This is a genomic window from Guyparkeria sp. SCN-R1, from assembly GCF_003932495.1.
In the GTDB taxonomy this organism is placed as follows: Bacteria; Pseudomonadota; Gammaproteobacteria; order Halothiobacillales; family Halothiobacillaceae; genus Guyparkeria.
Genome location: NZ_QZMT01000007.1, coordinates 1 through 21,009 on the forward strand (window position 1 = coordinate 1; position 21,009 = coordinate 21,009).

Below are 21,009 nucleotides of genomic sequence, written 5' to 3' on the forward strand. Positions count from 1 at the left end.
GGCCACGGTGGCCTCCTCACCCCGCCAGATTTACACCACTTCCCGGGACGCTACCCATACTGACCTGCCCGACGATAGAAAAAATACTTATGCCGGACCGTGAGAACGTCGGCTTGACGGCCCTTGTCGGCCAGTCCGGTCCTAATGCGCGTTTTCGTCGGGCACAAAAAAAGCAGGCCGAAGCCTGCTTTTCTGGTTCCGAGTAATCCGATGGATTACTTGCGGATGCCCGGACCGTTGAGCTCCAGTTCGTTGTCGTTGTAGGACATGAAGAACTCGAGATCGCGGTAGTACGGGGAGTACTGCGCGAACGGCACCGTGCCGGTGTCGCGGAAGCAGCCGTAGATACGCTTGTGCAGGGTGAACATGCTACCGTTGCTGTAACGGAACAGCGGGAAGTGGGTGGTGTTACCCAGGTTCATGTGCAGGTGCTCGGCGCGGACGTACTTGCCGCCGTGGTACTGGTGGCAGTCGGCGCAGGAGTTGTCCAGGCGACCGGTGCGGCGGAACCATGCTTCCTTGCCGCGGTTGTAGGCAGCCTTGGCGCCTTCGCTGTCGATCTGCACGTTGTTGGTCATGCCGTTCGACTCGCTAGCGAGGTAGGCGAGCACGTTGGCCAACTTCTTGTAGTTGTTCTTCGGATCCCAGACCTTGTCGGCGTCTTCGCCGGCATTCTTCTGGCAGTTGATGATGTCCAGACCCAGGCTGTGCACTTCGCCGTCTTTCTCGTTGAAGTACGGGTACTTGGCGCGCAGGCCCTTGGCCTCGCCCAGGCAGGAAGACAGCGGCTTGCCGTTCGGCAGGCGGTACTCGTTCCAGAGCTCTTCACCGGCAGCGATGTACTGGTCGGTCTCCGGGAACACCATCATGCCTTCCCACTGAGAGCGGGCATCTTCATCGATGGCGTAGACACCGTTGTTGTATTCCTCGAACGGGACGTCCGGGTAACGCTCCTGGTAGAACTCAACCATCATCTGGCGGAACTCTTCCGGATCGGACGGGTTGGCCGGCTCGGCCATCGCGCCGCCGGTAGCCAGAACGCTGGCGGCGATCATGCTGGAAAACAGGCGTTTCATTATGGATATCTCCTTGTGATTCGGGTCTTAGCTTTTATTGATCCCTGAGACCTGTGCTTACAGGGTGTAGAGGTAGTCAACGATGTTGCTGATTTCCTCTTCGCTCAGGATCTTGTTGGCCCCGAACGGCGGCATGATGGTCTGATCGCCGAACTTGTCGCGCGGGTCATGGAGGACTGCTTCAAGGTCCTCACGCTCCGGATAGCGGGCCTTCATGGCAATCAGTGCCGGGCCGATGTTGCCGGCCAGGTTGCCGCCCTTCATCTGGTGGCATGCCAGGCAGTTGCCCGCACCACGGCCGAAGGCGATTTCCTTGCCCTTCTGGGCGGAATCGGACAGGCCTTCATCATTCTGTGCGGTAGCGGCGCCAGAGAAACTCAAGCCGGCCGCAAGCAGTGCGGCAGCGCCTGCCGTGGTGATCACGGATGTGAACTTCTTCATTGTTATCCTCCTCTGCGGTCGCTGTGTCAGCGCCGAGATTCCTTGGTGAGTTGTCTCATTCATCGAATCGACGTGTACCACTTTAGTGGCCTGAACACTCGAGACAATAAAAAATAATTTATGGCGACATGATGGAATGATTATTAGCATTTGTTGAAATTCCATCGTCTCGCCACCCCCGCCATGAGGCGGTTTGCGCGTTCATTAATACCACATCGCCGTGGCTTTTGCCGAGTTGGCGCGTCGGGAAGGGTTTGGGTTCACTGGGCATGCTGCCCGGCCCATGCTGGCAGGCTTGATCCATCGATTTTCCTGCAAAAACCGCAGGTTCACTCTTCCGTCTGGCCGGCGAGTCGCTCGATTTCCTGCAGGGTTGATTCGATCCGGGCCTGGGCGCGCGGGTTGTCCGCGGTGTGGGTGTAGGCGGTCTCCAGTTCCTGGTGGGCAGCGACCAGGTTGTCCTTGAGCAGGAAGTAACGGCCCAGTTGTTCGTGGTGTTCGAGCGGGCGATCGGCGGCGCTGGCCGCTCGCGAGAGTGTCAGGGCCGCTTCGGCATCCTTGGGGCGATCTTCGACGGCCTGGCGCGCGGTCTGGTAGGCCGTCTTGGCATCGCCTCGGTCGAGCATCCAGTCGACCTCGACCCGCAACAAGGTGCTGTCGCCGGGGTAGAGCGAGATCAGATCGGCGAGGACGCGGTCGGCCTCCTGCGTTTGGCCGGTGTCGTTCAGTGCCCGCGCCAGTGGCAGGGCGTACCAGCGGTTGCCCGGGTTGTCGCGGTAGAGCGGACGCAGTTTTTCGACGGCCTGGTCGTGGTTGCCTTGGCGCTGGGCGGCGACGGCCTGGCGATAGGTCTCTTCAGGTTCGTCCAGAGAGAGTCCGCTGCGCCCGGTGAGCGCCGCCAAACGGGCCCGGGCCAGCCGGAACGATTCGCTGTCGTTGGCGCCGAAACGGTCATTGTTCAGGCCGGCGAGACGGTCGCGGATGGCGCTGATGCGCTCGCTGTTCATGGGGTGGGTGCGCAGGAACTCGAACTGCCGCCCGGGGCTGGCGCCGGCCCGTCTCTGTAGTGTCTCGAAGAAACTGGCCATGCCGCGTGGGTCCATATCGGCTCGACGCAGGGTATCGATCGCGATCCGATCGGCTTCGCGCTCGTGCATGCGGGTGTAGTTGATCGCGTTCTGTGCCGCCCCGGCAATGCCGGCCGTTGCAACCGCGGCACCGAGCTGGGGGTCGACGGCGCCCAGCAGGATGCCGGCGATGAAACCGGCCACGGCGGTCATGCTGTTGCCGGTCTGGGCAGCGACCATCTGGGCGATGTGCCGCTGGGTGGCATGCGCGATTTCGTGGGCGACCACGCCGGCCAGTTCGCTTTCGTTCTCCGCGGTGAGCATCAAGCCCGAAAATACGGCGATGTATCCCCCGGGCACGGTGAAGGCGTTGATCATGGGGTTGTCGACGATGACCAGCTGTGGGGCGAAGCGCGTGCCGGAGGCCGATGACATCAGGCGGATGCCCAAATCATTGAGGTAGGAGTCGAGCAGGGGGTCCTCGATCACGCCGCCGCGGGCACGCAGTTGGGAAAACACCTCCGCGCCGATCTGGCGCTCTTCGTCAGGCGAGAGCACGGTGTCGACCGGGTTGCCCAGCTCCGGCAGCTGGGCCTGGGCGCGGCCGGGCAGGCTGGTGAGCAGCAAGACGGCCAGCAGCAGGGTAAAGAGGTGTCGCATCATGGGTTTCGTGTGGTGCTTCCCGTGGTTCATGCTTTTTCGCTTGCGCTTGGACCGCCTGGCCGGGTGCGGGTTTCCGGAGTGTATAAAAGGGATCGTTGCCTCGCGTGTCATTCCGGCTCGGCCCGAGCCGGGGCGATGCACTACCTTTGCGTGCCATTTGGCGAATGGCGGCGCCTCGTCGAAAGATAGTGTCGTCGAGGCCCGGTTCAACTGGCCTTGGCGAGGCACACCCGGATTGGCGTTCGATTCCGATCTGGGCAAGGGGGTCTGGATGGACGCGATGCGGCGCTCGCCGCTAAACTGCCGCGATTGATAGGGAAACTCTGCACGGATGCCATGCCACTCTGGCCTGGCGAGCCGTTCGTGATCAAGGCACGCAGAGCGGTACGGCATTCGTACAGAGTTTCCCTAGTGAACCAGTCTGGAGACGATTATGGCAGCCTACGAAAGCATCAGTGCCGATGAATTGAACGCGCGCCTCGGCGAGGTCGCCCTGTTCGACGTGCGCGGCCCCGCCGAGACGGATCGCGGCGTGATCGAGGGGGCCACCCTGGTGCCGTTGCATCTGGTGCCCATGAACGTGGATCGTTTTCGCGGCGATCGTGACGTGGTCATCTATTGCCACAGCGGGGCGCGTTCGGCGCAGGCCTGCCAGTTCCTGGCAGGTCAGGGCATCGATCGACTCTTCAACCTCGAGGGCGGGGTCATGTATTGGGCCGGCTCGGGGTTGCCGTTGGTGGCGCCGACGCAATAAGCGTTGCCCTTGACCGCCCGGGCTTGAGGGTTGCCCGGTCCCGTTTTGTCATTGCCGGAGCGAATGTCGATGACTGAAGAAGCGCCGATCGAGGTGGATGCCCGGGGGCTGTCCTGCCCCATGCCGTTACTCAAGGTGCGCAAGGCGCTGGCAACGGCCGCGACGGGGCAGCGGATCGTGGTGCTGGCCACGGACCGCGGGGCGGAGAGTGATTTTCGCGCCTACTGCGAGCGCGCCGGCCACGAGCTGGTGGCGCTCGAGTGGCAGGGAGACGAGTTGCGGGTCGAGTTGATTCGCGGCGAGTAGTGCCGCCGTAATGATTCGGCGGCTATCGATGGCCCCAGGGATGGGGTTCATGTCGTTGTGTTGTGAGTGAGTGCCGTTGCTCCAGTGAGACAGCCGGGCGGATGATGCCGGGTGGGGTAGGCGTTCGCGGGGGTTCTGGCGTATTGTCGGAATCGTCAATGACAACAACAACGACAGAACGAATTTGACACAAGGGAGTGATGAGCCATGGGGAATGCCCACCCGAATCGCCTGCTGCTGGCAGGCATCTTCATGTTTGGCCTGCTGTTTTCCGGACTGGTCCGGGCCGAATTTCAACCGTTTATCGAAGGCGCGGCGTTGCCGGGCGATGTCACAGCGTCTGCCGAGACCGCAAGGGAGAAGCTGGTCGCCGAGGGCTTCGAGGTGGTCGGTGACTACGTGCCCACCGAGGGCGTGCGTGTCCTGGTAGTGACCAATGACACCTTGCTCGACACGGCGGCGCGCAGTTCGCGAGGTGGCTACGGCTCGGTTCTGAGCGTGGCGCTCGAACAAACCGAGAACGATACGCGCGTCTCCTACCAGCATCCGCAGTACGTTGCGCACGGCTACCGTCTGGAGTCGGACAACGAGCCCGTGTTCCAGGCCATGGCGCGTGCACTCGGCGCGACCGGCTATTTCGGTGCCGAACCGATATCCAGCACCAATCTGCGCACCTATCAATACGCCTTTGGTCTCGAGACCTTCGAGGACCCGGTTGATCTCGGCGGATTTGATTCTTTCAATGCCGCCGATCGGCAGATCGCCAGTCGGGCCGATAACGGCGAACTGGGCACGGAACTCGTCTACCGCGTGCGCATTCCGGGTCGGGACCAGGTGGTCTACGGTGTCGGCATGCACACCGACGATCCGAACGCGAACGGCGCGGCGCTGGTGGAAGCGGTCGATGTTGGCGCGCCGCGCGGCTACGCTTTCCTGCCGCACCCGGTGCTGCTGGATGGCAGCGAGGCCGAGACCCTGAGCCTGCGTTTTCGCATGGCGCTGTTCTTCCCGGACCTGCCCATGATGGGCGGCGATGCCTCGTTCTTTAAACTGCGCAAGGCGCCCGATGCCATCAACAAGTTGATGCTTGAAGTGGTCGGTGGCGAGATCGAGCAGGAAGAGCAGAGTTCGGGTGGAGGCTTCGGTACCTTCTGAACTCGGGCGGCGATCGGCCGATGCCGCTCGTCGCGCGCGTCTGCGTTGCGCCCAAAGTGGTGAAATCTGTCCAATAACACGTTATATTGGCAGGTCTACGATTGAGACCGCCGGGCCCTAACGGGCGCATCCGCGGTTGATGGCAGCCTGCTCGGCCGGCGATGATCTCGCCGCCCGGGCGGGCTGCCGTCGTCATGGGCTGCGTTGATCGCGTTGCACTCTTTGCTTTCGAGCAAACTCAATGAGAAGTGGATGACCATCCGGGGCGTGCCCCGGATGCGGGGACGGTTACCCCGAAATCGGACGCTCGCTCCGGTGGTTCGTCCACCGTCGAGTCGATCGTCAAGTCATTTATTTAGTGAAACGCGCAAGTTTCGAGGTGAGTACTCTCGTGGAATTATCCGGCGGTCAAATCCTGGTCGAGTGCCTCAAGTCGGAAGGGGTCGATACGGTCTTCGGCTACCCCGGTGGGGCGGTCCTTCATATATACGATGCCCTGTACCAGCAGGAGCATGTGAATCACGTGCTCGTGCGCCACGAGCAGGGCGCGGTCCACATGGCCGACGGCTATGCCCGTGCCACCGGCAAGCCGGGCGTGGTGCTGGTTACCTCCGGTCCGGGGGCGACCAACGCCGTCACCGGCATTGCCACCGCGCACATGGATTCGATCCCGCTGGTGGTCTTCACCGGCCAGGTGCATAGCGCACTGATCGGCAACGACGCCTTCCAGGAAGTCGACAACGTCGGTATCACCCGTCCCTGCGTGAAGCACAACTTCATGGTCAAGGACGTGCGTGACATGGCCGAGACCATCAAGAAGGCCTTCTACGTGGCGACCACCGGTCGCCCGGGCCCGGTCGTGGTCGACATCCCCAAGGATGTTACCGACCCGAAGGTCAAGGTGCCGTTCGAGTACCCGGAAAAGGTCGCGATGCGCTCCTACCAGCCCACCGAAAAGGGGCATTCCGGGCAGATCCGCAAGGCGGTCGACCTGATCGTAAACGCCGAGCGCCCGATGATCTACACCGGTGGCGGCGTCATCCTGGGTCGCGCCGCCGACGAGTTGACGCACTTCACGCGCAAGCTCGGCTACCCGATCACGCAGACGCTGATGGGCCTGGGCGCCTACCCGGCGAACGACAAGCAGTTCCTGGGCATGCTCGGCATGCACGGCACCTACGAGGCGAACATGGGCATGCATCATTGCGATGTCCTGATCGCCATCGGCGCGCGCTTCGATGACCGCGTCACGGGGGATCTGTCCAAGTTCTGCCCGCACGCGAAGATCGTTCATGTCGACATCGACCCGTCGTCGATCTCCAAGAACGTGATCGTCGACGTGCCGATCGTCGGCGCGGTCAAGTCGGTGCTCACCGAGATGATCGAACTGGTCAACCAGGCCGGCGGCGCGAAGAAGACCAAGGAGCTCGAGTCCTGGTGGGACCAGATCGAGCAGTGGCGCGGCATGAAGTGCCTCGAGTACAAGTGGTCCGACGAGATCATCAAGCCGCAGTACGTGGTGCAGAAGCTGTGGGAGGTTACCGGCGGGGATGCCTTCGTCACCTCCGATGTCGGCCAGCACCAGATGTGGGCCGCGCAGTACTACGGCTTCAACAAGCCGCATCGCTGGATCAACTCCGGTGGTCTGGGCACGATGGGTTTCGGCCTGCCGGCCGCGCTGGGTGCCAAGTGGGCGTTTCCCGACGAAGAGGTTGCCTGCGTGACCGGCGAGGGCAGCATCCAGATGTGCAGCCAGGAGCTGTCCACGGCGTTGCAGTACCAGCTGCCGATCAAGATCGTCAGCCTCAACAACGGCTATCTGGGCATGGTCCGTCAGTGGCAGGAGTTCTTCTACTCCGGTCGCTACGCGATGAGCTACATGGAATCCCTGCCGGATTTCGTCAAGCTGGCCGAGTCCTACGGTCACGTCGGCATGCGCATCGAGAAGCCTTCCGACGTCGAGGGCGCGCTCCGGGAGGCGTTCGCCATGAAGGACCGCCTGGTCTTCATGGACTTCCAGACCGATCCGGAAGAGAACGTCTACCCGATGGTTCCCGCCGGTGCGGGCCTCAACGAAATGATCCTGCTGTGAGGGCGGCCTGACATGCGACACATCATCTCGATCCTGATGGAAAACGAGGCCGGCGCGCTCTCGCGGGTGGCCGGTCTGTTCTCGGCACGTGGCTACAACATCGAATCACTGTGCGTGGCGCCGACCCACGACGAGTCGCTCTCGCGCCTGACGCTGGTGACCAGCGGTGACGAGCAGGTGATCGAACAGATCGTCAAGCAGCTCAACAAGCTGATCGACGTGGTCAAGGTCCAGGACATGGCCGACACCGCGCACATCGAGCGCGAATTGATGCTGGTCAAGCTGCAGGCCTTCGACGCCGTGCGCGAGGAGGTCTACCGGCTGGCGGACATCTTCCGCGGCCAGGTCATCGACGTGACCGAGTCCAGCTACACCGTTCAGCTGGTCGGCCCGGGCAGCAAGCTCGATGCCTTCATCGACGCGCTGGGCTCGATCCCGGTGGTCGAGATCGTGCGCTCGGGCGCGCTGGGCATCTCGCGCGGGCCACGCGGCATGCTGGTTCCCGAGGTCTGAGCCTCGCCGATTTCTTTTTGCTTATTCCAATACCACTCGACTGGAGACACATCTCATGCAGGTTTATTACGACAAGGATTGCGACATCTCCCTGATCCAGGGCAAGAAGGTCGCCATCATCGGTTACGGTTCGCAGGGCCACGCCCACGCGCTGAACCTCAAGGAATCGGGTGTCGAGGTCGTGATCGGCCTGCGCGCCGGTTCCGGCTCGCAGAAGAAGGCCGAGGGCGAGGGCCTGACGGTCAAGACCATCGAGGAGGCTTCCGCCTGGGCCGACGTGGTCATGATGCTGGCCCCGGACGAGAATCACGCCGAGATCTACGCCAACCAGATCGAGCCGAACCTGCGTGAAGGCGCGACGCTGGCCTTCGCCCACGGCTTCTCGGTCCTGTACAACCAGGTCACCCCGCGCAAGGACCTCGACGTGATCATGATCGCGCCGAAGGCCCCGGGCCATACCGTGCGCTCCGAGTTCGCCCGTGGCGGCGGCATTCCGGACCTGATCGCGATCCACCAGGACGCCTCCGGCAAGGCCAAGGACATTGCGCTGTCCTACGCCTCCGGCGTCGGTGGTGGTCGTACCGGCATCATCGAGACCACCTTCAAGGACGAGACCGAGACCGATCTGTTCGGTGAGCAGGCCGTGCTGTGCGGCGGTACCGTCGAGCTGGTCCGCGCCGGCTTCGAGACCCTGACCGAGGCGGGCTACCCGGCCGAGATGGCGTACTTCGAGTGCCTGCACGAGCTCAAGCTGATCGTCGACCTCATGTACGAGGGCGGCATCGCCAACATGAACTACTCGATCTCCAACAACGCCGAGTACGGTGAGTACGTCACCGGCCCGAAGGTGATCAACGAGGAGTCCCGCCAGGCGATGCGCGAGGCGCTGGCCAACATCCAGAACGGCGAGTACGCCAAGCGCTTTATCAACGAGGGGGCACTGAACTACCCTTCAATGACGGCACGTCGTCGCCAGGACGCCGAGCACCCGATCGAGCAGGTCGGCGAGCGCCTGCGTGGCATGATGCCGTGGATCAGCGCTAACAAGATCGTCGACAAGTCCCGCAACTGATCGCGGGACCGTCGCACGAGGCAATCCCGGGAGGGGCAGAACATGGATCACGAGACGCAGACCGAGCAGCAACCGGCCGACCGGCAGGATGACCATCGGCGGCGCAAGGCGATCTACCTTCTGCCCAACCTGATCACGACCGGCGCCCTGTTCGCCGGTTTTTTCGCGATTGTGATGGCCGTTCAGGACAACTTTGTCCCGGCGGCCATCGCCGTTTTCGTTGCCATGCTGCTCGACGGCATGGATGGCCGCGTGGCGCGGATGACCGGCACCGAATCGGAGTTCGGCATCCAGTACGACTCGCTCTCCGACGTGATCTCGTTCGGCATCGCCCCGGCGCTCATTGTCTACCTGTGGAGCCTGCAGGGCATGGGCGATCGCTGGGGCATGCTCGGCGCGTTCGTGTTTGCCGCGGCGGCCGCCATTCGCCTGGCGCGCTTCAACGTGCAGGTGGAGACGGTCGACAAGGGCTACTTCGTGGGGTTGGCCTCGCCGGCGGCCGCGGCGGTACTGATGGGCATGGTGTGGTTCTTCGAGGCGCACGGCATTCCCTTCGAGGCCCAGCAGGGCTGGGTTTGGGTGATCACCATCACCACCGGGCTGTTGATGGTCTCGAGCTTCCCGTACTTCAGCGGCAAGCGGCTCTCACCACGTCTGCGCGTTTCTTTCCTCAGCTTGCCAATCGCGATCATCGTGTTCGTGCTGCTCTTGAAGGATTTCGCCCTGACACTGTGGGTGCTGGCGAGTGCCTACGCGCTCTCGGCGCCGCTGTGGACGCTCTCGCGGGGATTGCGTCGGCGCATCAAACGCCTGGTCTCTTGAATCGCGCCGCCCGCGTCGTTACCTTGCAGTCATGAGCCGTCATTTGCGCACAGCCTGTTTCTCCCTCCCGGCCACCGTTCCGGTGGTGGGGCTGTGCGCCGTCGGCTCGTCGCTGCTGCTGCGACTGCCCCGCTGGGGCTATTGACGAAGGCCTGGCGAGGCGACCCACGCGACTACCGACTAGATAACGACATGCCGACGGGATTGCCCGGCGGTGACTTTTGAGGTTTATGCCATGAGCAGCAGTGACTCCTTGATCATCTTCGACACCACGCTTCGCGACGGCGAGCAGAGCCCGGGCGCGTCCATGACGCGTGACGAGAAGCTGCGCATCGCCCGTCAGCTCGAGCGACTGGGCGTGGACGTGATCGAGGCCGGTTTTGCCGCGGCCAGCGAAGGCGATTTCAACGCCATTCGCACCATCGCCGAACACGTCGAACACTCGACGATCTGCTCGCTGGCACGCGCCGGCGAAAAGGACGTGCGTCGCGCAGGCGAGGCGGTGTCCCCGGCGCCGCGGCGGCGTATCCACACCTTCATCGCTACCAGCCCGATCCACATGGAGAAAAAGCTCCGCATGACGCCGGACGAGGTGGTCGGCCACGCGGTGAACGCGGTCAAGATCGCGCGCGAGTACACCGACGACGTCGAGTTTTCCGCCGAGGACGCGGTGCGTTCGGAGATGGATTTCCTGGTGCGGGTGTTCGAGGCGGTCATCGAGGCCGGCGCGACCACGCTCAACGTCCCCGACACGGTCGGCTACGCCACGCCGGGCCAATGGGGCGAGCAGATGGCGACCCTGATCGAGCGGGTCAAGGGCTCGGAGAAGGTGGTCTGGTCGACGCACTGCCACAACGACCTCGGCCTGGCCGTGGCCAATTCGCTGGCCGCGGTGCGCTCGGGGTTCCGGCAGGTCGAGTGCACCATCAATGGTCTCGGCGAGCGGGCCGGTAACGCCGCGCTCGAGGAGGTCGTCATGGCCACCCGCACCCGGCCGGACATCTACGGCGTGTCGACCCGCATCGACGCCACCCAGATCGTGCCCACCTCGAAGCTGGTCTCGACCATCACCGGCTACCCGGTACAGCCGAACAAGGCGATCGTCGGCGCCAACGCCTTCGCCCACGAGTCGGGCATCCACCAGGACGGCGTGCTCAAGCACCGCGAGACTTACGAGATCATGCGTGCCGAGGACGTCGGCTGGTCGACCAACCGCCTGTCGCTCGGCAAGCTTTCCGGGCGCAATGCCTTCAAGAGTCGCCTGAAGGATCTGGGCGTCGAGCTCGAGAGCGAGGAGGCGCTCAACGATGCCTTCCGTCGTTTTAAGGAACTGGCCGACAAGAAGCGCGAGATCTTCGACGAGGACATCCAGGCACTGGTCTCGGAGGTCTATGACGAGCAGGAAGAGGCCTTCCGCCTGGTCGCACTGCACGTCTGCTCGGAGACCGGCGAGACGCCGGAGGCGACCATCACCGCCTCGATCCGCGGCGAGGAGATGACCGCGACGGCCACCGGTGCCGGCCCGGTCGATGCCGCGCTGGCCGCGATCGAGAAGATCGTCGCCTCGGGCGCGAACCTGCAGCTCTACTCGGTGAACAACATCACCAGTGGCACCGACGCCCAGGGCGAGGTCAACGTCCGCCTCGAGCGTGCCGGACGCATCGTCACGGGGCAGGGCGCGGATACGGACATTGTGATTGCCTCGGCGAAGGCCTATCTCAATGCCATCGAGCGCCTCGAGCATCCCCCGAAGCGCGCCCATCCACAGATGGGTGACGTGTGATGCGGAGCCAGGTCTGAGCATGGCCTTGCGGGTCGATCGGGAGACCGCCCTGGGGTGGCTGGGTATCGAGGGCTTTCGCCCCAGTGGGCGCGTGCGCCCGGCCCGTTTGCAATCGCCCGCCGATGGCGAAGAGCCGATCAGCGATGCGCCCGTCGAGGCCCGGGCTGCGCCACAGACTGACCCGAACGAAACCCCGATGGATGCCTCGGCGGATGTCCCGACCCCGGTACCCGACGGGGCAGATGACGAGCGGCCTCGGCAAGAGCCCGTTGCCGCTGCCGAGGCGGCCCCGACCCCGGCCCCGGCCGAGCCGGCCGACGAGGTGCTGACCGACCGGTTGTGTCTCGCGGCCGACTCCCCCCACCGGGTACTGGCCGAGGCGATTGCCCAGATTGCGGGTCTGGCCTGCGAAAGCGGCGAGGGTGGCGATACCGTGACCGTTAGGGGAGAAACCTGGGAGTTGGCGTCCCTGGCCGGCGACGGGTCAGCCAAGCGTCGGCTGTGGCGGGCCCTGGTGGCCCGTGGCCGGCGGGCGCGCGGATGAGGGCCGAGTCCGCGGTCATGCCGGCTTGGGACTGGGCCGCGCTGGCCGGCGAAGACCTGCCGGAGATCGTGACGATCGAGGAGGCGGCCCATCCATACCCCTGGAGCGAGGCGATCTTCGAGGACTGCCTGCGGGCCGGTTATCGGCTCGACGGGGCCTTTTCGCGCGGGCAACTGATTGGCTACTCGGTGGTCATGACCGTGCTCGACGAGTGGCACCTGCTTAACCTGTGCGTCGATCCGGCCGTCCAGCGGCGCGGGGCGGGGCGGTTTTTGCTCGAGCGGTTGCTCGAGTCGGCGGGCGCCGGCGATGCCGGCTGCGTGATCCTCGAGGTGCGTGCCGGCAACGCCGCGGCCATCGCCCTCTACGAGTCCGCCGGGTTTACGGATATCGGTCACCGAAAGGCGTATTATCCGGCCCCCGACGGCCGGGAGGACGCACGCGTGATGCGCTGCCTGCTGTAGCCCCAATCATTGTTCCATCGGCCCGGCGTGATGACGGGCCCTGTCATTGCAGACCCGAGAGTCCATGAGCATTACCCCCGAAAACGATTACTCCAGCCGCCGGACCTTCGCGATCATCTCGCACCCGGACGCGGGCAAGACCACCATGACCGAAAAGCTGCTGCTGTTCGGCGGTGCGATCCAGCTGGCCGGCACGGTCAAGGGCAAGAAATCCGGCCGCCACGCCACCTCCGACTGGATGGCGATGGAGAAGGAGCGGGGCATCTCGGTGACCTCCTCGGTGATGCAGTTCCCCTACCGCGAACGCATCGTCAACCTGCTAGACACCCCGGGCCACGAGGACTTCTCCGAGGATACCTACCGCGTCCTGACCGCGGTCGACTCGGCCCTGATGGTGATCGACGCGGCCAAGGGCGTCGAGGCGCGCACCATCAAGCTGATGGAGGTCTGCCGCCTGCGGACCACGCCGATCATGACCTTCGTCAACAAGCTCGACCGCGAAGGCCGTGACCCGCTCGAGCTGCTCGACGAGGTCGAGACCGTTCTGAACATCCGATGTGCGCCGGTGACCTGGCCGATCGGCAGCGGCAAGCGTTTTCGCGGCATCTATCACATTGCCCAGAACACCACCTATCTCTTCGGCTCGGCCGATGGCACCCGCGACCAGGCCGTCGAGGCGATCAAGGGGCTCGACAACCCCCTGCTCGACGAGCGTCTCGGCACCCAGGCCGACGAATTGCGCGAGGAGATGGAGTTGGTGGAGGGTGCGGCCGACGAGTTCGATCTCGACGCCTACCTCAGGGGCGAACAGACGCCGGTGTACTTCGGCTCGGCGATGAACAATTTTGGTGTGCAATCCTTGCTCGACGACTTCGTCGAGTACGCCCCGCCACCGCAGCCGCGCGAGGCGACCGGCCGCACGGTCGAACCCTCGGAGAACAAGTTCACCGGGTTCGTCTTCAAGATCCAGGCGAACATGGACCCGCAGCACCGCGACCGGATCGCCTTCCTGCGCATCTGCTCGGGCGAGTTCCGCCGCGGCATGAAGTCCCACCACGTGCGTCTGGGGCGTGACGTGAAGATTCCGGACGCGCTGACCTTCATGTCCTCCGACCGCGTGCGGCTGGAAACCGCCCAGGCCGGCGACATCATCGGCATCCACAACCACGGCACGGTCCGCATCGGGGATACCTTCACCGAGGGCGAGAAGCTCGCCTTCACCGGCATCCCCAACTTCGCCCCGGAACTGTTCCGCCGCGCGCAGCTCAAGGACCCGCTCAAGTCCAAGCAGCTGCTCAAGGGCCTGTCGCAGTTGTGTGAGGAGGGGGCGACCCAGCTCTATCGGCCGATGACCAACAACGACCTGATCCTGGGGGCGGTGGGCGTGCTGCAGTTCGACGTGGTGGCCCAGCGCCTCAAGGACGAGTACAACGTCGACTGCCGCTTCGAGGCGGTCAACGTCAATACCGCCCGCTGGGTGGAATGCGACGATCCCAAGCGCTTCGAGGAATTCAAGAACAAGAATCAGGCGAACCTGGCCATCGATCACGCCGGGGAGCTGGTCTATATCGCGCCGACACGCGTCAACCTGCAAATGACCCAGGAGCGTTGGCCCGAGGTGCGCTTCCTCGCTACCCGCGAGCACGGCGACTACCGCACCGAGTAAGCCAGCCGGCTTCTGGCCGCGGAGGTCGCCACGGACCCGCGGCGGATCAATGGTCCTGCGGATCCCCCTCGGGATTGCCGCCGAGCGTGTGCTCGACCAATTCGTCGAAGTGTTCCGGGTTGATGTACTGGAACAATTCCTTTTCGTCCGGTTCGACCGTGATGGCCAGTCCCTTTTTCGGGTAGAGCCACAGCATCGCCGGTGGCTCGTCCTCGTCGCGCTCGCCGCGGGGGATCGGGCGCTTGTCGTCCGGTTCGCCGAAACGCCGGCTGATCAGTTCTTCCTCGTAGTCCGCGCTGGGTGCGTAGCTGATCGAGCGGATCGGCTTGTCCTGCGCTTCCACCAGGGCCTCGTCCGACATGGAGAGCTTGCGTGCCCCGCTCGGCGTCGGGTCGGCGATGCGCGACTCCCCCGCCCAACGCTCCAGCGTTTCCGGATCGACCTCGGCCACCAGGACCACCCTGGCCGTCAGCGGGCCGACGTTCATGCGCCCGAAGAATGCCTCCATCGACAGCGGCTCGCCGGGCTGGGCGAAGATCGCCAGATCCGCCTTCTGGTCATAGCGTCGCTTGAAATCCAGCAGGGTCGACTCACCCAGCGTCACGCCGAACACCGCTACCTGCCCGCGATCGTTGACCTCGACGTCCCATGGCAGGAACGGGTGCTCGGGCGGGGTGGGCTCGCAGCCGGCCAGCAGGCCGGCCAGGAGGGTTGCGCCGAGGGCGACGGATCGGGGGGCGGTAACAAGGCGGCGCATGGGCATTCCAGAAGACTCGAGGGATGGGGGCGTTCGATCGGATAGGTGACCGACAGTCGCGACACGAGCCCGGATTTAATCAGCCCGGCGCGCGACGGGCAAGTCGCTGCTCATGAAGGAGATCGTCTCTGTATTGCGTCGATCGAGTACAAGGGGGTATGTTGCCTGCATTCGGTTTGTCACATGAGGAGGGACGCGCATGCCGATCGCAGGGAGTTCGAAGGGAATCGTTGGGCGAGTGGAATCGTTAAAGGGGCTGCCGGCTGCCTTGGTGCTAGGCGTGGCGTTGCTGCTTGCCGGCCCGGCCGTCGCGGAAGATTTCCCGCTGCGCGACAAGTACGCCTCGGTCGGCGTGCCGCCGGTGGAAACCGAGGAGTTGGCGGGCTCGCTGGATGCCGTGACCGTGGTCGATGCGCGCTCGCCCTACGAGTACGAAACCCTGCATATCCGGGATGCCGTCTCGATCCCGCTTGCCTCGCGTGATTTCAACGATTCCGTACGGGCCCTGGCCGAGGAATCGGGGCAGCCCCTGGTGTTCTACTGCAATGGCGTGACCTGCGCGGTCTCCTACAAGGCGGCGCTGAAGGCCAAGGAGGCCGGGGTGGCGGACGCGCGCGTCTATGACGCTGGTGTATTCGCCTGGGCGCAGGCCCACCCGGAGCACACGGTCCTGCTGGGCGAGCCGCTGCAAAGTGCCGACCAGCTGATCGCCGACGAGGCCTTCAAGGGCCGCGTGCTCGACGAGGACGCCTTCTATGCGCGCATCCAGTCGAGTATCGATCCCGTGATCATCGATATCCGCAGCAAGGATCAGCGCCAGGGAGTGTCGCTGTTCCAGATGCGGGACCGTCACGTTCCCCTGACCAACGATAACCAGGAGCTCGGCTGGCTGGTGCAGGCGGCAATGACGGATCAGCGGCCAATGTTCTTTGTCGATGCCACCGGCAAGCAGGTGCGCTGGCTGCAGTATTACCTCGAGGAGCAGGGCGTCGCGCAGTACTGGTTCCTCGAAGGCGGCGCCAGCAAGATCTACGAAGGCATGGGGTTGCAATAACGGCGCCAATCGCCGGCTGCGTGACCCGGTCAGGTCGACCCGCTCATCCCGCGGATTGCGTCGTTGCTGGTTGGCGATCCGCGGGGGCGCGATCGCGCCATTCGCTAATCCAGCGTTCCAGCAAGCCGGCCACCGTCTCCCGGTCGGTCATGGCGGTGTCCAACCCCAATACGCCCGCCGCTTGGCGAAGGTTCTCCACGGCCCGCTGGTTATCCAGCGGGGCGGCGTGGTTGGTCTTGCTCAGCTTGCGCCCGTCCGGGCCATTGACCAATGGCAGGTGCAGGTAACCCGGCACGCGTAGCTCGAGCGCCTCGGCGAGTTCCACGTGCAGCGGCGTGAGGTTGGCCAGGTCTTCGCCGCGCACCACCTGCGTGATGCCCATCTCGTCGTCATCGACCACGTTGGCCAGGTGGTAGGCAATCGGCCCGTCGGCTCGTCGCAGGACCGGGTCGCCCACCTCGGTGGCCAGGCGCTGGGTGATTTCGCCCAGACGTCGGTCGGCCACCGTGCGCCGGTGCTCGCCCACTCGGAATCGCCACGCATGACGCTCGTGAGCCGCGGCAGGCTGTTCGCGGCAAAAGCCGGGGTAGAGCGGACCGATCGCCCCGATCGTTTGCCCGTTTTGTTCGGCCCAGTCGCGCAGCCGAGCGCGTGTGCAGTTGCAGCGATAGACCCGTCCGGCCGATTCCAACCGCGCCAGGGCGGCTTCGTAGCGCGCAGTGCGTTCGCTCTGGAAGATCACTTCGCCATCGACGGCCAGCCCGTGGGCCTGCAATTGTTCGAGGATCGCCTCGATCGCGTCACGACGGCTGCGCGCCTGGTCGGTATCGTCGATGCGCAGCGACCAGCGCCCGCTGTGGGCTCGGGCATCCAGAAAGCTCCCCAACGCCGCGACCAGCGAGCCAGCATGCAGCGGCCCCGAGGGCGTTGGCGCGAAACGGCCATGGTAGGTCGTGCTGGTGGTCATGTTTGTGCCTGCATTGGGTGCTGCATTCCGATGTAATGCTCGATGGCGGCGAACTCAAGGCCGATTGGCGCATCCTATGGGGGCAGTCCACGTCCTGACGTGATCTGAGTCGGGCCGTGCCCGTCCCGAAGCCTGGTTGTCTGTCCGTCGCCCCCGATGTCGTAGAGTATCGATATGTTCCGATTCCGTGTTCCCGCTTCCGCTCGCGTTTTCGCCCATGGCTTCACCAAGGGGTCCGCCCTGCTGTTGACGCTCGCGCTGCCCCTTGTTCCCGCGCTGGGCGGCGCCAACGAACCCAGCGATGCCATGGGCTCTGCGCTGGATGACAAGCTGGAAACCGCCCTCGAGGCGATCGAGCGTGGCGATCGCAACGGCCTGGATCAGGCGCTGACGGGTCTTGAAGGTGCCCGTCACGGCGAACAGGTGACAACGTACCTGGCAGTGCAGTGGCTGCACGAGCGGGTTGAGCAGGAACCGTCGGCCGTGGCCGCCCGGTTGCGAGAGCATCCCGAGATCCCGTTGATGCCGCGACTCAAGCGCCGATACCTGGATCACCTGGCCGAAACCGAGGCCTGGGGCGAGTACCGGCTTGTCTTCGATCGCGCCCCAGAAATCGATCCCGGCACCCGGCGCCAGTGCGCCTACTGGCAGGCCGAGCTGACGCTCGACGACGTCTTGAGCGACGAGCAGGCCGACGCTGCCTTGGCGGTGTGGGAGCGCGGGCGCAGCCAGCCGGAGGCCTGTGATCCGGCATTCGACTGGCTTGATGCCAATGGCTATCTCGACGAATCGGCCTACCGGGCGCGCGTGCGTGCCGCCGTCGAAGCGGGTCATGATGGTCTGGCGCGCTACCTCGTCCGCCAGGGGCCGACCGGGCTTGCGGCCTACCGCGACCGCTGGATGGACCTGCGTGATCGTCCCGCCACGGCCGTGCCGGCGCTGATCGAGGCCGAGGGGGATGCCGAGGAGATTACTCAAGGACTGCTCTGGCTGGCCAAGCGCGAACCGGCGCGTGCCCGTGAGTCGCTTTCCCGGGCTCGTTCCCAGGAACTGATCGATGCCGAGCAGGCCGGCAGCGTGGCAAGACTGGCCGCGCTCAAGGCCGCTTATCTATACGAGCCGCAGGCGCATGAATGGCTGACCGAGGTGCCACTGGCGGCTCGTGACGAGGAGGTCTGGACCTGGACCGTGCGCTCGGCCTTGCGGCATCTGGACTGGTCACGGGTCAAGGCGTCGATCGATGCCATGCCCGAGGAATTGCGCGAGCGGCGCGAGTGGCGTTACTGGCGGGCCGTCGCCGACGATCACCTGGGGCAGTCGACGGCCGCGCGCACGGTCTGGCGCGAGCTGGCCGGCACCCCCGATTATCACGGCTTTTTGGCTGCGGACCGGCTTGGCATCGGCTACCCCTTGCCCGGGGCCCAAGGCGAGCCGCCGACACCGTCAGACGAGGCCGTCGCGACGCTGGTCGACAATCCCTGGCTGTCGCTCGCCTTTGCCCTCCATCGCCTCGATCGTCCCGAAGACGCCCGTCGCCTGTTCAATCACGAGATCGACGGGCTGGGCGACGACGTCCTGCCGGCGCTTGCCTACCTCGCCGACCAGGCCGACTGGCACGACCGGGCCTCGGTGGTGATTGCCCGCATGGACAAGCTGCACGATCCGGCGTGGTACGCCACCCGCTTTGCCATGCCGCACCGGGCACTCGTGGAGGCACAGGCCGAGCGACAAGGCGTGCCGGCCGAATGGGTCTACTCGATCATGCGCCGCGAAAGCCTGTTCATGCGCGACATCGGCTCCGGTGCCGGCGCGCAGGGCCTGATGCAACTGATGCCGGCCACCGCACGCTGGACCAATCGGCAGGCGGGGTTGGGGGTCTCGCCGAGTCAGTTGGCGGATCCCGGCACCAATATCGCGCTGGGCACGGCCTACATCGGGCACATGGCCGAACGGTTCGAAGGCCGCTACCCGCTGGCCACCGCCGCCTACAATGCCGGGCCGGGTCGCATCAAGGGGTGGTTGCCAGAGGTCCCGTTGCCCGGTGATGTCTGGGTCGACACGATCCTGTTCGACGAGACCCGCGCCTATGCGCAGGCGGTGCTCGCGGGCATGGTGACCTACCGCTGGCGGCTGACCGGCGAGCCGCGACGCCTGGGCGAGTTGCTGTCGGTGGTTAGGCCCGGCGATGATCAGAAATGACCCGGAATCACTCGGACTGATTCACTTAATTCATTGATGCCATGGAGTCGGGCCCTTGTCTGTTGCCACCACGCCACCGAGCTTCCTGTTTTTCGACCTGGAAACCACCGGGGCCGACCCGGTCTTTGACCGCCCCCTGCAGTTCGCGGCCATCCGTACCGACATGTCGCTCGAGCCGATCGGCGAGCCGGTGGTCTGGTACGCGCGTCCCCCAGAGGACTGCCTGGCGCACCCGGCGGCGGTAATGACCACCGGCCTGCTGCCGGATGCCCCGGTGCTGGCCGAGGCCGATAGCGAGGCGAATCTGGCCAACCGTATCCATCGGCTGGTGAGCCAACCGAACACCTGCGTGGTGGGATTCAACAACCTGCGCTTCGATGCCCCGATGTTGCGTTTTCTGTTCTGGCGCAATCTGCTCGACCCCTATCGCCACGAATGGGCCGACGGCAACAGCCGCTTCGATGTCCTGGACGCCGCACGCGCCTACCGGGTGCTGGCGCCGGATGCACTCAATTGGCCGGTCGGTAGTGACGGTCGGCCGACGCTGCGGCTGTCCGAGCTGTCGGCGGCCAACGGGCTGACGCACGAGAACGCCCACGACGCGCTCAGCGACGTCGAGGCGACCATTGACCTGGCACGGGCCCTGCGCGATGCCGACCCGGCGCTGTGGGAGCGTCTGCTCGCGGCAAGGGACAAGCGCGAGGTGGCGCGGGTGGTCGATCAGCCCGATCACGGAGCCTTCCTGCACGTCTCGCCACGTCTGCCGGCGAGGGTGGCCTCGGCATCGATGTTCTCCTCCTTCGGTCAGGTCGACAACAACCGCAATCGGCGCGAATGCTGGGACCTGCGCTTCGACCCGCTGCCCTGGCTGGATCTGGATGCCGAGCAGTGGGCCGAGCGTCGCTTCCTGAAGAACCCGCCAATCGATGCCGAACGCGACTGGGATGATCTGCGCCTGCCGATCAAGTCGATTCACCTCAACCGGGTGCCGGTCGTCCTGTCGGCCGAGGCGCTCGAGCGCGACGGGGTGGCCCAGCGCATGGTGATCGATCGCAGGCGGATCGACGAGCATGCCGAGTCTTTCCGGAGTCACTTCGATGCCCTGCGCGAACGCCTGTTGGGGGCGTTGGCGCAGACCGAGGGCGAGTTCCCACCCCGGCCGGCCGAACAGTCGCTTTACGCGGGCTTCGTGCCCAATGCCGACCGGCGCCACCTCGAGGACTGGTGGGGGCGCGCACGGAGCCTGCGGTCGCGGCACGACGCGATCGCTCATGCACGAGACCTGCTTGCCTGGTCGTTCGAGGACCCGCGCCTGCCGGACCTGGTGGAGGGCTTTGTCGCCCGCAATCTGCCCGAGGCGCTGGATGCGGCCACCGCGGAACGATGGAGGAGCCGGCTGGTCGATCAATTGCGACCCGGGCAGCGGACCGAGCAAGTCGAAGGGGCGGACATCGGCAAGGCGCGTGACTTCCCCTCGCTGTTCGCAGAGGTCGAGCGTCTGGCCACCGATGATCACTGGTCGCCTGAACAGCGCGCGCTGCTCGATCCATATCGGCGATGGCTCGAGGAACGCGAGCGGGCGGTGGCCAACGGCGCCGGCAGGTGATTCCGAAC

General features: G+C 64.9%; 19 protein-coding genes. 14 read left to right on the forward strand and 5 right to left on the reverse strand.

Features of this window, described 5'->3' with window-relative positions:
- Positions 1 to 215: 215 nt before the first annotated feature.
- The 3 genes from soxA to D5687_RS05395 form a co-directional block, all read right to left on the reverse strand.
- On the reverse strand, positions 216 to 1,076 hold the full coding sequence (soxA, locus tag D5687_RS05385) for a sulfur oxidation c-type cytochrome SoxA (protein ID WP_125198749.1): 861 nt from the start codon (positions 1,074 to 1,076) through the stop codon (positions 216 to 218).
- Positions 1,077 to 1,133: 57 nt separating this feature from the next.
- A complete protein-coding gene (gene soxX / locus D5687_RS05390; RefSeq protein WP_125198750.1) occupies positions 1,134 to 1,517 on the reverse strand; it encodes a sulfur oxidation c-type cytochrome SoxX in 384 nt (127 codons plus the stop codon).
- Positions 1,518 to 1,846: 329 nt separating this feature from the next.
- A complete protein-coding gene (locus tag D5687_RS05395) occupies positions 1,847 to 3,244 on the reverse strand; it encodes a M48 family metalloprotease (protein ID WP_158611761.1) in 1,398 nt (465 codons plus the stop codon).
- Positions 3,245 to 3,680: 436 nt separating this feature from the next.
- On the opposite strand from D5687_RS05395, the gene D5687_RS05400 reads away from it, so the two are divergent.
- The 11 genes from D5687_RS05400 (at position 3,681) to D5687_RS05450 (ending at position 14,418) form a co-directional block, all read left to right on the forward strand.
- The gene (locus tag D5687_RS05400) at positions 3,681 to 4,001 is read left to right on the forward strand and encodes a rhodanese-like domain-containing protein (RefSeq protein ID WP_125198752.1); all 321 of its coding nucleotides are present in this window, start codon (positions 3,681 to 3,683) and stop codon (positions 3,999 to 4,001) included.
- 69 nt (positions 4,002 to 4,070) lie between these two features.
- A complete protein-coding gene (locus D5687_RS05405; protein WP_125198753.1) occupies positions 4,071 to 4,307 on the forward strand; it encodes a sulfurtransferase TusA family protein in 237 nt (78 codons plus the stop codon).
- A gap of 207 nt (positions 4,308 to 4,514) precedes the next feature.
- On the forward strand, positions 4,515 to 5,462 hold the full coding sequence (locus tag D5687_RS05410) for a hypothetical protein (protein ID WP_125198754.1): 948 nt from the start codon (positions 4,515 to 4,517) through the stop codon (positions 5,460 to 5,462).
- 391 nt (positions 5,463 to 5,853) lie between these two features.
- A complete protein-coding gene (locus D5687_RS05415) occupies positions 5,854 to 7,554 on the forward strand; it encodes an acetolactate synthase 3 large subunit (RefSeq protein WP_125198755.1) in 1,701 nt (566 codons plus the stop codon).
- Positions 7,555 to 7,566: 12 nt separating this feature from the next.
- Entirely contained in the window at positions 7,567 to 8,067 is a 501-nt protein-coding gene (ilvN, locus tag D5687_RS05420; protein WP_125198756.1) for an acetolactate synthase small subunit, read from the forward strand.
- A 55-nt stretch (positions 8,068 to 8,122) separates the two neighbouring features.
- Complete coding sequence (gene ilvC, locus D5687_RS05425; RefSeq protein WP_125198757.1) at positions 8,123 to 9,139, forward strand: ketol-acid reductoisomerase; 1,017 nt, start codon at positions 8,123 to 8,125, stop codon at positions 9,137 to 9,139.
- 42 nt (positions 9,140 to 9,181) lie between these two features.
- Complete coding sequence (pssA, locus tag D5687_RS05430) at positions 9,182 to 9,961, forward strand: CDP-diacylglycerol--serine O-phosphatidyltransferase (RefSeq protein WP_125198758.1); 780 nt, start codon at positions 9,182 to 9,184, stop codon at positions 9,959 to 9,961.
- A gap of 235 nt (positions 9,962 to 10,196) precedes the next feature.
- Complete coding sequence (locus D5687_RS05435; protein ID WP_125198759.1) at positions 10,197 to 11,744, forward strand: 2-isopropylmalate synthase; 1,548 nt, start codon at positions 10,197 to 10,199, stop codon at positions 11,742 to 11,744.
- A 19-nt stretch (positions 11,745 to 11,763) separates the two neighbouring features.
- Positions 11,764 to 12,288, forward strand: coding sequence for a hypothetical protein (locus D5687_RS05440; RefSeq protein WP_125198760.1), 525 nt, complete (start codon positions 11,764 to 11,766; stop codon positions 12,286 to 12,288).
- Complete coding sequence (gene rimI, locus D5687_RS05445; RefSeq protein ID WP_204742145.1) at positions 12,285 to 12,752, forward strand: ribosomal protein S18-alanine N-acetyltransferase; 468 nt, start codon at positions 12,285 to 12,287, stop codon at positions 12,750 to 12,752. The genes D5687_RS05440 and rimI overlap by 4 nt, the downstream gene beginning before the upstream one ends.
- Positions 12,753 to 12,816: 64 nt before the next feature.
- Positions 12,817 to 14,418, forward strand: a complete 1,602-nt coding sequence (locus D5687_RS05450) for a peptide chain release factor 3 (RefSeq protein WP_125198761.1) — start codon at positions 12,817 to 12,819, stop codon at positions 14,416 to 14,418.
- Between the two features lie 46 nt (positions 14,419 to 14,464).
- Here the strand turns inward: D5687_RS05450 and D5687_RS05455 are convergent, their stop codons facing one another.
- Positions 14,465 to 15,175, reverse strand: a complete 711-nt coding sequence (locus tag D5687_RS05455; RefSeq protein ID WP_125198762.1) for a hypothetical protein — start codon at positions 15,173 to 15,175, stop codon at positions 14,465 to 14,467.
- A gap of 238 nt (positions 15,176 to 15,413) precedes the next feature.
- Here D5687_RS05455 and D5687_RS05460 point away from each other — a divergent pair, with 238 nt between their 5' ends.
- Positions 15,414 to 16,229 (forward strand): rhodanese-like domain-containing protein, encoded by an 816-nt coding sequence (locus tag D5687_RS05460; RefSeq protein WP_158611762.1) that lies wholly within the window; start codon positions 15,414 to 15,416, stop codon positions 16,227 to 16,229.
- Between the two features lie 43 nt (positions 16,230 to 16,272).
- Here D5687_RS05460 and gluQRS read toward each other — a convergent pair whose 3' ends face one another.
- Complete coding sequence (gluQRS, locus tag D5687_RS05465) at positions 16,273 to 17,196, reverse strand: tRNA glutamyl-Q(34) synthetase GluQRS (protein WP_125198764.1); 924 nt, start codon at positions 17,194 to 17,196, stop codon at positions 16,273 to 16,275.
- Between the two features lie 174 nt (positions 17,197 to 17,370).
- On the opposite strand from gluQRS, the gene D5687_RS05470 reads away from it, so the two are divergent.
- On the forward strand, positions 17,371 to 19,395 hold the full coding sequence (locus D5687_RS05470) for a lytic transglycosylase domain-containing protein (RefSeq protein WP_125198765.1): 2,025 nt from the start codon (positions 17,371 to 17,373) through the stop codon (positions 19,393 to 19,395).
- A 55-nt stretch (positions 19,396 to 19,450) separates the two neighbouring features.
- Positions 19,451 to 21,001, forward strand: a complete 1,551-nt coding sequence (gene sbcB / locus D5687_RS05475) for an exodeoxyribonuclease I (RefSeq protein ID WP_125198766.1) — start codon at positions 19,451 to 19,453, stop codon at positions 20,999 to 21,001.
- Positions 21,002 to 21,009 lie beyond the last annotated feature (8 nt).